The organism is Geodermatophilus sp. URMC 61, from assembly GCF_052931555.1.
This window is the reverse complement of record NZ_JBRFHZ010000002.1, coordinates 4,482,044-4,494,095: the sequence shown is the minus strand read 5'-3', so window position 1 is coordinate 4,494,095 and position 12,052 is coordinate 4,482,044. Positions and strand designations below refer to the sequence as shown.

The window sequence follows — 12,052 nt, the reverse complement described above, 5'->3', positions numbered from 1 at the left end:
TCCGCGACTACAGCGACGTCAGGAACGCGGCGACGCCGTCGTCCTCGTTGGTGCCGGTCACGTCGGTGGCCGCGGCCAGCAGGTCGGGGTGGGCGTGCGCCATGGCCACCGCCCGGCCGCCGCCCTCGCGCACCCAGTCGAACGCGGCGATGTCGTTGGGCATGTCGCCGAAGACGACGACGTCCTCGGGACCGACGCCGTGCTGGGCGGCCACCTTGGCGATGCCGCTGGCCTTGGTGACGCCGCGCGCGGAGATCTCGGCGAGCGCGTCGGTGGAGGAGTTGGTGACCGTCGCGGTGTCGCCCACGACCCGCTCCACGAGCGCGACGAAGTCGTCGCGCGGCAGGGTCTCGTGGCGGGCCAGCAGCTTCGCCACGGGCGCGGCGACCATCTCCTCCAGCGTCGCCACCGCCACGCCGGGCGCGTCGACGTCCCACCGCGGCTGGTACACCGGCTCGTGGCGGAACTCCAGGCCGTACTCGACGGCGAACCAGGTGTCGGGCTGGTGCCGGCGCAGCTCGGCGGTGACCTCCTGCAGCACCGCCGGCTCCAGGGCGTCCTCCTCGAGCACCTCGAACGCGGCCAGGTCCAGCAGGACGGCGCCGTTGCAGCACACGGCCGTGCCGTACCGCAGCACCTCACGGATGCGCACCATCCAGCGCGGCGGCCGGCCGGTCGCCAGCACGACCGGCACGCCGTCCGCGCGCCAGCGCTCCAGCTCGGCCACCGTCGCGTCGCTGACGGTGTCGTCCCAGCGCAGCAGGGTGCCGTCCATGTCGGTCGCGATGAGCCGCGGCTTCCAGTCAGACACCCGGCCGCCTCCCGTCGAGCAGGGCCTCCAGGTACCGGGCGACGCCGTCGACGTCGTGCCCGCTGGTGACCAGTGGCGTGGCCGCCCGGACGGCGGGGTGCGCGTTGGCCACCGCGACCGCCCGGCCGCCGGCGGTGCGCACCGCCTCGATCATGGGCAGGTCGTTGGGCATGTCGCCGAACACGAGCACGTCGCCGAAGCCGACGCCGTAGCGCTCGAGGGCGATGGCCAGGCCGGTCGCCTTGGTGATGCCGGGCGGCAGCACCTCGATGAAGCCCAGCCCGGCGTGGGTGACCTCGGCCTGGACCGGGTCGACCACCTGACGGGCGCGGGCGAGGAGCTCGTCCTGGCCGAGGGTCTGGGAGCGGAGGAAGACCTTGAGCACCGCCCCGGTCGGCAGCACCTGGTGCCGGGGCAGCAGGTGCGCCGGCTCGGGGTAGGGCCAGTCGAAGCCGTGCTGCACCCGCAGCGGGGAGTGCACCTCGCCCTGCTCGGCGGCGTCCTCCACCGCGATGACCAGCTCACCGGCGACCGCCTCGATCCGCTCGATGACCGCGGTGGCCTGCTCGCGCGGCAGGCCGACCGTGCGCAGCACCTCGTCGCGCTCCAGGTCGACGACGAAGCCGCCCTGGGCGAGGACGGCGATGCCCCGCCCGTCGAGCGCGGCGCGGACGCTGTCGAACAGCCGCGGGCCTCGGCCGGTCACCCCGACCACCGGGATGCCGGCGTCCCAGCACGCGGTCAGGGCCGCCCGGGTGCGCGGGCTGACCTCCCCGTCGGAGGTGAGCAGGGTGCCGTCGAGGTCGCTGGCCACCAGCTTCGGCCGCCAGGTGCCGAGGTCGCCCAGCTCGACGACGTCGTCCGCTCCGGCGCCGGCGGTACCGGTGCTGGGGAGCACGCCCGGCCGGTCAGCCGTCATGCGACCGGCGCCGGCACCGGCGCCGCGAGCGTCATGCCAGGGGTGAGCGCCTCCACGCCGCCCAGCCAGGGGCGCAGCGCCTCGGGGACGTACACCGACCCGTCGGCGCGCTGGTGCACCTCGAGCAGGCAGGCGATGGTGCGGGCGATCGCGCACAGCGTGCCGTTGAGCGTGGCCGCGGTCTGGTTCTTCCCGTCGGCGTCCCGGTAGCGGGTGTTGAGCCGCCGGGCCTGGAAGGTGGTGCAGTCCGAGGTCGAGGTGAGCTCGCGGTAGGTGCCCTGCGACGGGAACCAGGCCTCGATGTCGTACTTGCGGGCGGCGCTGGTGCCCAGGTCGCCGGCGGCGATGTCGACGACGCGGTAGGGCAGCTCGAGGGCCTGCAGGAACTGCTCCTCCCAGGCCAGCAGCCGCAGGTGCTCCTCCGCGGCCTCCTCGGGCCGGCAGAAGCTGAACATCTCGACCTTGTCGAACCAGTGCACGCGGATGATGCCGCGGGTGTCCTTGCCGTAGGAGCCGGCCTCGCGGCGGAAGCAGGACGACCAGCCGGCGTAGCGCAGCGGCCCCCCGGAGAGGTCGAGGACCTCGTTGCCGCGCATCCCGGCCAGCGCGACCTCGGAGGTGCCCACGAGGTAGAGGTCGTCGCGCTCGACCCGGTAGACCTCCTCGTCGTGCTCGCCGAGGAAGCCGGTGCCCTCCATGGCCGCGGGCTTCACCAGCGCCGGGGCGACGACGGGGGTGAAGCCAGCCGACACCGCCTGGCCGATCGCCAGCTGGGCCAGCGCGAACTCCAGCATCGCGCCCGGTCCGGTGAGGAAGTAGAAGCGGGCACCGGAGACCTTGGCCCCGCGCTCCATGTCGATCGCGCCGAGCGCCTCGCCGATCTCCACGTGGTCGCGCACCGGGAAGTCGTAGGTGGGCACCTCGCCGACGGTGCGCAGGGTCACCGCGTCGTCCTCACCGCCGGGCGGGACGCCGTCGTGCACGACGTTGGGGATGCGCAGGTGCGCCTCGCGCAGCGCGGCGTCGGCCGCCCGCAGCGCCTCCTCGGCCTCCTTGACCTCGGCGGCGAGGGTGCGGGCCCGCTCGAGGACCGCGGGCCGCTCCTCCGGGGACGCCTTCTTCACCGCCTGCGAGGCCGCCTTCTGCTCGGCGCGCAGGTCGTCGGCGCGCTTGACGGCGTCGCGACGGGCGGCGTCGGCGGCGAGCAGCTCGTCGACCCGGGACTCGTCGACCCCGCGGGCTCGCTGGCTGGCCTTGACGAGGTCGGGGTGCTCACGCACCAGGCGCAGGTCGATCACCCCCCGATCGTACGGAGCCCGCGCCGCGGGGACCGGTTCCGGCCGGAGACGCTCACCCCTCCCGGCGAGATCGCGATGTCGCACGGCTACGGGCCCGGGAGCGTGCGAGATCGCCGATCTCGCCGGTCGCTCCGCATCCGGACAGGACCCGGGGGCGAAGAGCTGGCAGGACGCGACCGGGAGGAGACCGCCGTGGCCGCACCGCTGCCCGGCCGCCGCGGGCGCTGGCTGCTGCTCGGGACAGCGCTCGCCCAGGCGGCGAGCCCACCCCTCGCCGGCTTCGAACAGGGGTCCGGCAGCGACCCGGTGGTGGTGCCGCCGGGTCCCTTCTTCGCCATCTGGGGTCTCGTCGTGCTCGGCTGCCTGGCCGCCGCGGTCCACGGGTTGCCGTTGCGCCGGGCCACGACCGACCCGTGGCGCCGGGTGCAGGTGCCGCTGTCGACCGTGCAGGCCGGGTTCGTGCTCTGGCTGGTGGCCGCGGCGCAGGCACCGGTGCTGACCGTGCCGGTCTTCGCCGGGATGCTCGCCACGTTGCTCCTCTGCCTGCGGCTGGTCGTGCGGACCCCCGCCGACCGGTGGACGCGGGTGCTGCTCGGCGGCAGCGTCGGCCTCTACGCCGGGTGGGCCAGCGCCGCCGTCTGGGTGAACGCGGCGACGCTCCTGCCCGACCGGGTCGGCGACGGCACGGTCGTCCCGGGCCTGCTGCTGGCCGGGGCCGCCCTCACCGCCGCGGTCGTCGCCTGGCGGGTGCAGGGGCAGCCGGCCTACGTGCTGGCTGCGGGCTGGGCGCTGCTCGGCGCGCTGGTGTCGAGCCTCCGGGCCGGCGCGACGGTCCTGGGGGCGGTCGCCGGCGCCGGGCTGGTCGCCGTGGCCGCCGTCGCCGTCCTCGCTCCCCGCCGTCCCACGTGAGGGCTGCGGCACCGTCGTCCTCCAGCGTCCCTGACCCGCCGAGAGCTGGGTCGCACTCGTCGGCGGCCTCCGGCCCCCGCGCCGTGCGGGACAATGGCTGTCATGCGTTTCCTCGGTGGTACCCGGCCGGCGACCGACCTGACCTACGCCGACGTCTTCATGGTGCCCAACCACAGCACCGTGGGCTCCCGGCTGGAGGTCGACCTGACCACCCCGGACCGCGTGGGGACGACGATCCCGGTCGTCGTCGCCAACATGACCGCCATCTCCGGACGGCGGATGGCCGAGACCGTGGCGCGCCGCGGCGGGCTGGCCGTGCTGCCGCAGGACATCCCCGTGGACGTCGTCTCGGAGGTGGTGTCCTGGATCAAGACCCGGCACCCGGTCTACGACACCCCGATCACGCTCTCCCCCACCTCGACCGTGGCCGACGCGCTGTCGCTGCTGACCAAGCGGGCGCACGGCATCGTCGTGGTGGTCGAGGACGGCGTCCCCGTCGGCGTGGTCACCGACGGCCAGTGCCAGGGCGTGGACCGGTTCACCCAGCTGTCCCAGGTCATGACGGAGGACCCGCTCACCGTCCCCGCCGGCACCGACCTGCCCAAGATCTTCGACGTCCTCTCCGGTGAGCGGATCAGCGCGGCGCCGGTGGTCGAGGGCGACCGGTTGGTCGGCGTGATCACCCGCAAGGGCGCGCTGCGCTCGGCGCTCTACCAGCCCGCGGTGAACGCCGACGGGCACCTGCTCACCTCCGCCGCCGTCGGCATCAACGGCGACGTCGCGGCCAAGGCCGGCGCGCTGCTGGCCGCGGGCGTCGACGTCCTGGTCGTGGACACCGCGCACGGGCACCAGGAGAAGGCGGTCGAGGCGGTGCGCGCGGCCCGGTCGGTGGCCGGGTCCGCGCCGGTCGTCGCCGGCAACGTGGTCACCGCCGAGGGCACGCGCGACCTGATCGAGGCCGGGGCGGACGTCGTCAAGGTCGGGGTGGGCCCCGGCGCCATGTGCACCACGCGGATGATGACCGGCGTCGGCCGGCCGCAGTTCTCCGCGGTCGAGGAGTGCGCCGCGGCGGCCCGCGCGCTCGGCAAGCACATCTGGGCCGACGGCGGCGTTCGCCACCCGCGCGACATCGCGCTGGCCCTGGCCGCCGGTGCGGCCAACGTGATGGTCGGCTCCTGGTTCGCCGGCACCTACGAGAGCGCCGGCGACATCCACGACGACGGCTCGGGCCGGCTGTACAAGGAGTCCTTCGGCATGGCCTCGGCCCGCGCGGTCAAGGCCCGGACGGCGACCCAGAGCGGCTTCGACCGGGCGCGCGCCGGCCTGTTCGAGGAGGGCATCTCCTCCTCGCGGATGTACCTGGACCCGGCCCGCCCGGGCGTCGAGGACCTGATCGACGGCATCGTGGCCGGGGTGCGCTCGTCGTTCACCTACGCCGGCGCCCGCACCGTCGACCAGTTCCACGAGCGGGCGGTGGTGGGCGTGCAGAGCGCGGCCGGCTACGAGGAGGGCCGGCCGCTGCCGACCTCCTGGTGAGGCCGCTCCCGCTGCCGGTGTTCGAGGGCCTGGTCGCCGACGCCCTCGACCAGGTGCCGCCGGAGCTGCTGGCGCTGATGGACAACGTCGTCGTCCTGGTGGAGGACCGCAACGAGGAGGAGCCCGACCTCCTGGGCCTCTACGAGGGCTACGCGCTGACCGAGCGCGGCTGGCAGTACGGCGGCGCCCTGCCGGACCGGATCATGGTCTACCGCGAGGCCATCTGTGACGTCTGCTCGACCGCCGAGGAGGTCGTCGAGGAGGTCACGATCACCGTCGTCCACGAGATCGCGCACCACTTCGGCATCGACGACGACCGGCTGCACGAGCTCGGCTGGGCGTGAGGACCCCATCCCCCGCACCCCTCGCAGGCTCGGGATGGGGCCGTTCCCCTCACCTCCCCGCGCGCGGCGCGCTCCGGGAGCGGGCCGCTCGAGCGCCTCACGGCCGCGTACCGTGCTCACCCGTGGCTGAGGGCAAGGGCAGCGGGCTGCCGATCAAGATGCTGCACGACCGCATCCTGGTCGCGCTGCGCAAGGAGGACGGTGAGCGCCGGTCGAGCGGCGGCATCCTCATCCCGGCGACCGCGCAGGTGGCCAAGCGGCTGGTCTGGGGCGAGGCGCGCGGCGTGGGTTCCAGCGTGCGCCAGGTGAAGGTCGGCGACCAGGTGCTCTTCTCGCCCGAGGACCAGCACGAGGTCGAGGTGCACGGCGAGGAGCTGATCATCCTGCGGGAGCGGGACGTGCACGCCGTCGCCGCCGAGCGGATCGAGGAGTCCACGGGCCTGTACCTCTGAGCGCTCGGCAGGGACGACGCCGGTGGAGGACGCAGCGCTCGCGGTCCCCTGGCCGGTGCTCGACCCGGACCGGCTGGACGAGCGGCGCGCCGAGGTCGGTCCCGAGCCGTCGGCCACCCACGTCGCCCGCTGGCTCTGATGCCCCGCAGGCACGCAGGCATAGGAAGCAATGCATACGTCCCGAGGGGCAGATGTGCATGCATTGCCTCCTATGCCCTGGGGTCGGACCGCGCGTGCCGCTCGATGACCGCCGTCATCTCCTCCAGGAAGCGGCGGACGACGGCCAGCTCCTCGTCGGTGTAGTCGGCCATCGCGGCGAGCAGGTCGCGGTTGAGTCCGCCGAAGAACTGGCCGCCCGCCGTCATGGCGCTCTCGGTCATCTCCAGCTCGACCCGCCGCCGGTCCGCCACGTCGCGCACCCGCCGTACGTGACCGAACCGCTCCAGTCGGTCGACCAGCGCGGTCACCGACGCCGAGCTCAGCTCCACGGCCTGCCCCAGCGTCCCGGCGGTCAGCGCCTCGCCACGGCGGGCGGCGTCCATGATCGCCACCAACGCGCGGACGTCGGTCCGGCCCAGCCCGTGGATCGTCGCAAACCGCTGCCCGACCGCGTCGAGCTCCACGTTCAGCCGGCGCAGGAGGAGAGCGACCTCCTGCCGCTCCCCGTCGACGTCCTCGGACATCCACCACCTCCCTTGGCGCGCCGCCACCGCCCGCCGTAATCTCTCGACGATCGAGATTATCGACCATCGAAGGACATCATGCGCTCCGTCGCCCGCTCGCTCGTCCCCCTCGTCCTCGTCCTCCTCTGGCTCGGCCTCGCCGGCTCGCTGGGGCCGACCAGCGGCAAGCTGACCGAGGTCCAGGAGAACGACTCGGCGGCGTTCCTGCCCGACAGCGCGGAGTCGACGCGCGTCACCGAGATGCAGGCCGGCTTCCGGACCGAGCGGAGCCTCCCGGTCATCCTGCTGTGGGAGAGCGACGACGGCGCGCTGGACGAAGCGGTGCTCGCCGACGTCGCCGAGCGCGCGGACGAGGCGGTCGCGCTGGCCCAGGACGCCGGCGCGCTCATCGGCGAACCCTCGCCGCCCCTCCCGTCCGAGGACGGCGCGGCCGCGCAGGTGGTGCTCCCGTTCAGCCCCGACCTCGGCGACCGGCTCGGCGAGGTGGTCGGCGAACTGCGGGACCTACCCGGCGTCGACGGCACGACGACCTACGTCACCGGACCGGGCGCGGTGTTCTCCGACTTCGCCGACGGCTTTTCGGGGATCGACGGCCTGCTCCTGCTCGCCGCGTTCGGTGTCGTCCTGCTCATCCTGCTGGTCGTCTACCGCAGCCCGCTGCTGCCGCTGCTGGTCATCGGCACCGCCGGCATGGCGCTGGTGGTGTCCCTGGCGGTGGCCTACCTCCTGGCCCGCGAGGGCTGGATCGAGGTCAACGGCCAGAGCCAGGGCATCGCGTCGATCCTCGTCGTGGGCGCGGCCACCGACTACGGCCTGCTCCTCGTAGCCCGCTACCGGGAGGAACTGCGCCGCGAGGAGTCCCGGTCGACCGCCATGCGAGCGGCGCTCAGACAGTCGTGGGAGCCGGTCGTGGCCAGCGGTGCCACGGTGGTCCTCGGCGTCCTGTGCCTGCTCTTCTCCGACCTCGGCTCCAACCGCGGCCTCGGACCGATCTCCGCGGTCGGCATCGCGTTCGCGGTGCTCGCCGCGCTCACCTTCCTGCCGGCGGTGCTGGTGCTCTTCGGCCGGGCCGCGTTCTGGCCGTTCCGTCCGCGGTACGGCGACGAGCACGTGCACGGTCGGGGCTGGGAGCGGGTGGCGACCGCGGTCGGCCGCCGTCCCGCACGGGTCCTGGTGTGGGCGCTGGCCGGCCTGTTCGCCCTGGCCGCGTTCCTGCCCACGTTCGACGCCGAGGGCATCCCGTTGTCCGAAGCCGTCCGCGGCGGGTCGCAGTCGGCCGCCGGCCAGGAGGCCCTGGCCCGGCACTTCGACGCGGGCGGCGCGAGCCCGGCCAGCATCCTCACGCCGGCCGACGGCTGGGAGGACGTCGCGGACGCGGCGGCCGGGGTCGACGGCGTCGTCGAGGTGGCGCCCTACACCGGCGAGCAGGCCGGCCCGCCCGGGGTCGGCGGGGGCGAGCCGGTCGAGGTGGACGGACTGGTCCGGCTCGACGCCACCCTGACCGACGCCCCGGACAGCGAAGCGGCGCAGGTCACCGTGGCGGACCTGCGGACGGCGGTGCGCGAGGTCGACCCCGCGGCGCTGGTCGGCGGCTCCACCGCGAGCGACCTGGACACCCAGGAGACCGCGGCGCGCGATCTGGCGGTGATCGTCCCGCTGGTGCTGCTGGTCATCACCGTGGTGCTGGCCCTGCTGCTGCGGTCGGTCGTCGCACCGCTGCTCCTGGTGGCCACGGTGGCACTGAGCACCGCCGCGACCGTGGGCGTCGGCGCGCTGGCCTTCGACCACCTCTTCCAGTTCCCCGGCAGCGACCCGCAGGTGCTGCTGATCGGGTTCGTGTTCCTCGTCGCCCTGGGGATCGACTACAACATCTTCCTCATGACCCGGGCGCGCGAGGAGTCGCGACAGCACGGGACCAGGGACGGCACGATCCGGGCGCTGGCCGTCACCGGCGGGGTCATCACCAGCGCGGGGCTGGTCCTGGCCGCCACCTTCGGCGCGCTCACCGTGCTGCCGCTGGTCATCCTCATCCAGCTCGGGTTCCTGGTCGGCTTCGGCGTCCTGCTCGACACCTTCGTCGTCCGGACGCTGGTCGTGCCGTCGGCGGTCGCCCTGCTCGGCGACCGCACCTGGTGGCCCAGCCGACTGGCGCGGCGGCGTCCTGCCCCCGAACCCGAGCGCGAGCTGGCCCCGGCCGCCTCCTCCCCGGGTTGATCATGGGGATGGTGCAGGCGACACGCGACGACACGCCGCAGGAGCCCGCGACAGCCCCATGACCAACTGGGGCAGCGGCATGGAGCAGGGCGGCCGGCGCGCAGCCGCCTCACACGCGGCCGGCGCGCACCAGCTCGAGCCAGCCGGCGGCCTCCTGGAACGCCGCGTCGGTCGACACCGGGGTCACCGGCTTGTTCTCCCGGCCGTCGGCGCGCGGGTAGGAGCCGAGGAAGCGCAGGTCGTCGCAGACCCGGTGCAGGCCGGCGAGCGCCTCCCCCACCCGGGCGTCGGCGACGTGCCCCTCGCAGTCGAGGGAGAAGGAGTAGACGCCGAGCCGCTCGCGGGTCGGCCGCGACTCGATGCGGGTCAGGCTGATGCTGCGGACGGCGAACTCGGCCAGCACGTCCAGCAGCGCGCCGGTGCGGTCCCCGACGACGGCGACCAGCGAGGTCTTGTCGTTGCCGGTCGGCTCGGGCAGCGGTCCCGGCGGCGCGACCAGCACGAACCGGGTGACGGCGCCGGGCCGGTCCGCGACGTCCTCGGCCAGTGCGGTGAGCCCGTACCGCTCCGCGGCGATCGGCGCGCAGACCGCGGCGTCGTGCTCGCCCGCCGCGACCTGCCGGGCGGCCTCGGCGGTGGAGGTGGCCGGCAGCGGGACGACGTCGGGCAGCAGCCGCGCCAGCGACCCTGCGGTCTGCGCCAGCGCGTGCGGGTGGCTGACCACCGAGCGGACGTCGGCCAGCGTGGTCCCCGGGCGGCCGGCGAGGACGAAGGAGACCGTCAGGAACACCTCGCGGGTGATCAGCAGCGAGTCGCCGTAGGCCAGGCCGTCCATGGTGGCCGGCACCGAGCCCTCGACCGAGTTCTCCATCGGGACGAGCGCGGCGTCGGCGTCCCCCGACCGGACGGCGGCCAACGCTGCCGGCACCCCGGCGGCGGGCCGCCGGACACCCTCGTCGGCGCCAACAGCGCTGATCAGGGCCGATTCGGTGAAGGTACCCTCGGGGCCGAGATAGGCGTACCGCGTCGGAGGCGTCCCAGGCACCCGACGAGGGTAGAGCGGTCCGGGAACGGCGGATGCCCCAGCCGCGGGAGCTGCCACGTTCGTTCCCGGACCCGTGGCCGCGCAGCGGCCGGACACCGTCGTGGGAGGCAGTGCGTGAGCCCCGGTCCGGAACGCCTTGCCGAGGGCGACCTCGACGATGCGCTCTGGCGTCTGCTGTTCGCGAGCGACCGCGACGACCCCGCCGCCTTCACCGCCGAGCACGACCGCGCCGCCGCGACCCTGGACGCCGCCACCGACCCGTGCTGGACCGCCTGGCGGCACGCGCTGGCCGCCCGTCGCGGCCTGGTCGACGGCGACCCCGAGGCCGTCGCGGCCGAGGTGTCCGCCGCTCGCGAGGCCCTGAGCGCCTGTCCGCCCTCCGCGCAGACGGCGCTGACCCTGGCCCACCTGGCCCACGTGGAGGTGGCCGCCGACCACGTCGACACCGGGATGGTGCTGGCCATCGACGCCAGCCTGCTGGCCGAGTCGGCAGCGGCCGACGGGCCCTCCCGCGCTCTGCACCAGGCCCACCTGTGGCTCTCGCTCACCCTGGCCGCCCTCGACCTGGAGGAGCTCGCCGTCGCGCAGGCGCTGCAGGGCTCCCGGGTGGCGGACGAGCTGCCGGGTGTGCCCGACCGCTGGCGGCTGCTGCAGCTGTGCGCTCAGCAGCACGCCGAACTGGCGCAGACGCTGCACCGCCGGGGCCAGGCCGAGCGCGCCCGCGGGCTGGCCGGGACGGCGGTGGACTGCGCCGAGGCCGCGCGCGCCCTGGACTGGGAGCCCGCGCCCGGCGACCAGGACCTGCTCGACCTCGTCCAGGCGTGGGCGTTGGCCGGCCGCGGCGAGGTGGAGGACGCCCTCGGTCCCATGCGCCGCGCGCACCGGCGCGTGCACCGGGACGGCGGGACGTGGCTGCGCGGCTACGCCGACCTGGTGCTCGCCCGGCTGCTGACCCGGCTGGCCCACGACCGGTCCGGCGGTGGGCACGACGCCGAGGCCGGCGACCTGCTCGTCGACGCTGCCGGGGCCTTCGCCGCCGCCGGCGACCGCCGGCGCTACCGGCAGTGCCTGCTCGAGCTGGGCCAGGGCACCGCGGCGATGGGCCGCCCGGCCGAGGCGCTGCACTGGCTCGAGGCCTACCGCGCCGAGACCGGCCGCGCGCACACCCGCGGCCGGGAGCTGTGGGCGGAGATGTTCGTGCGGCGCAGCCGGCTGCGCGAGGCCGAGCGGCAGACCGCGCACCTGCGCCGGGTGGCGCTCGAGGACCCGCTCACCGGCCTGGGCAACCGGCGCAGCGCCGAGCGCCGGCTGGGCGGCATGCGGGCGGGCACCGAGCCGGTGTCGCTGGCCGTGGTCGACATCGACCGGTTCAAGGCGGTCAACGACGACACCTCCCACTCGCACGGCGACGAGGTGCTGCGCCGGGTCGCCGGCCTCCTGCGCGAGCACTGCCGCACGGGCGACGAGGTCTACCGCTGGGCCGGCGACGAGTTCCTCGTCGTCCTGCCGAGGGCGACCGAGGCCCAGGCGCTGGCAGCCGCCGACCGGCTGCGCGCCGCGGTGGCCGACGCCGACTGGGGTGACCTCCAGCTGCCCGAGCCGGTGACGGTGAGCATCGGCGTGGCCACGACCCCGACGGCCGAGGACGAGCCGCTGAGCTGGCGCTCGCTGTTCGACGCCGCCGACCTGCGCCTGTTCACCGCCAAGCGCGGAGGACGCAACCGGGTGCGCGCCGACGGTGGCCGGACCGCCGACGAGGGCAGCCCGTGACGGCGCAGACCCGGTGGGACGGCAGTGACGGGAGTGCCCCGGCCCCCCGGCGTGCCCCCCGCACGGTGCTC

At 75.0% G+C, this 12,052-nt stretch carries 11 protein-coding genes; 6 read left to right on the top strand and 5 right to left on the bottom strand.

Annotated features, from left to right (window positions below; all coding sequences use genetic code 11):
- Positions 1 to 7: 7 nt before the first annotated feature.
- From ACU610_RS21035 to serS, 3 genes are read right to left on the bottom strand one after another with little or no spacing between them, the layout of a single operon-like run.
- Positions 8 to 811, bottom strand: a complete 804-nt coding sequence (locus ACU610_RS21035) for an HAD-IIB family hydrolase (protein WP_446769640.1) — start codon at positions 809 to 811, stop codon at positions 8 to 10.
- Positions 804 to 1,730 carry an HAD family hydrolase gene (locus ACU610_RS21030; protein WP_446769639.1) on the bottom strand — a complete coding sequence of 309 codons (927 nt, stop codon included), beginning with the start codon at positions 1,728 to 1,730 and terminating at the stop codon, positions 804 to 806. The genes ACU610_RS21035 and ACU610_RS21030 overlap by 8 nt, the downstream gene beginning before the upstream one ends.
- Entirely contained in the window at positions 1,727 to 3,028 is a 1,302-nt protein-coding gene (serS, locus tag ACU610_RS21025) for a serine--tRNA ligase (RefSeq protein WP_446769638.1), read from the bottom strand. The genes ACU610_RS21030 and serS overlap by 4 nt, the downstream gene beginning before the upstream one ends.
- Before the next feature lie 192 nt (positions 3,029 to 3,220).
- On the opposite strand from serS, the gene ACU610_RS21020 reads away from it, so the two are divergent.
- The 4 genes from ACU610_RS21020 (at position 3,221) to ACU610_RS21005 (ending at position 6,269) form a co-directional block, all read left to right on the top strand.
- The gene (locus tag ACU610_RS21020; RefSeq protein WP_446769637.1) at positions 3,221 to 3,937 is read left to right on the top strand and encodes a hypothetical protein; all 717 of its coding nucleotides are present in this window, start codon (positions 3,221 to 3,223) and stop codon (positions 3,935 to 3,937) included.
- Between the two features lie 102 nt (positions 3,938 to 4,039).
- Positions 4,040 to 5,473 carry a GuaB1 family IMP dehydrogenase-related protein gene (locus ACU610_RS21015; protein WP_446769636.1) on the top strand — a complete coding sequence of 478 codons (1,434 nt, stop codon included), beginning with the start codon at positions 4,040 to 4,042 and terminating at the stop codon, positions 5,471 to 5,473.
- Positions 5,470 to 5,817 carry a metallopeptidase family protein gene (locus tag ACU610_RS21010; protein WP_446769635.1) on the top strand — a complete coding sequence of 116 codons (348 nt, stop codon included), beginning with the start codon at positions 5,470 to 5,472 and terminating at the stop codon, positions 5,815 to 5,817. Before ACU610_RS21015 ends, ACU610_RS21010 begins: the two co-directional genes overlap by 4 nt.
- Before the next feature lie 122 nt (positions 5,818 to 5,939).
- Positions 5,940 to 6,269 carry a GroES family chaperonin gene (locus tag ACU610_RS21005; RefSeq protein WP_446769634.1) on the top strand — a complete coding sequence of 110 codons (330 nt, stop codon included), beginning with the start codon at positions 5,940 to 5,942 and terminating at the stop codon, positions 6,267 to 6,269.
- A gap of 209 nt (positions 6,270 to 6,478) precedes the next feature.
- Here ACU610_RS21005 and ACU610_RS21000 read toward each other — a convergent pair whose 3' ends face one another.
- Positions 6,479 to 6,952 (bottom strand): MarR family winged helix-turn-helix transcriptional regulator, encoded by a 474-nt coding sequence (locus ACU610_RS21000; protein WP_446769633.1) that lies wholly within the window; start codon positions 6,950 to 6,952, stop codon positions 6,479 to 6,481.
- 78 nt (positions 6,953 to 7,030) lie between these two features.
- Here ACU610_RS21000 and ACU610_RS20995 point away from each other — a divergent pair, with 78 nt between their 5' ends.
- Positions 7,031 to 9,166: an MMPL family transporter gene (locus ACU610_RS20995; RefSeq protein ID WP_446769632.1), complete on the top strand. Its 2,136-nt coding sequence runs from the start codon at positions 7,031 to 7,033 to the stop codon at positions 9,164 to 9,166.
- Between the two features lie 109 nt (positions 9,167 to 9,275).
- Here the strand turns inward: ACU610_RS20995 and pheA are convergent, their stop codons facing one another.
- Complete coding sequence (gene pheA, locus ACU610_RS20990; RefSeq protein ID WP_446769631.1) at positions 9,276 to 10,211, bottom strand: prephenate dehydratase; 936 nt, start codon at positions 10,209 to 10,211, stop codon at positions 9,276 to 9,278.
- A gap of 114 nt (positions 10,212 to 10,325) precedes the next feature.
- On the opposite strand from pheA, the gene ACU610_RS20985 reads away from it, so the two are divergent.
- Positions 10,326 to 11,981 (top strand): GGDEF domain-containing protein, encoded by a 1,656-nt coding sequence (locus tag ACU610_RS20985; protein WP_446769630.1) that lies wholly within the window; start codon positions 10,326 to 10,328, stop codon positions 11,979 to 11,981.
- Positions 11,982 to 12,052: the final 71 nt, after the last annotated feature.

Bases quoted from the DNA above. Each gene is read 5' to 3' on its own strand.
- ACU610_RS21030 (WP_446769639.1), bottom strand. From the start codon at position 1,730: ATGACGGCTGACCGGCCGGGCGTGCTCCCCAGCACCGGTACCGCCGGC.
- ACU610_RS21015 (WP_446769636.1), top strand. From the start codon at position 4,040: ATGCGTTTCCTCGGTGGTACCCGGCCGGCGACCGACCTGACCTACGCC.
- ACU610_RS21000 (WP_446769633.1), bottom strand. From the start codon at position 6,952: ATGTCCGAGGACGTCGACGGGGAGCGGCAGGAGGTCGCTCTCCTCCTG.
- ACU610_RS20995 (WP_446769632.1), top strand. From the start codon at position 7,031: ATGCGCTCCGTCGCCCGCTCGCTCGTCCCCCTCGTCCTCGTCCTCCTC.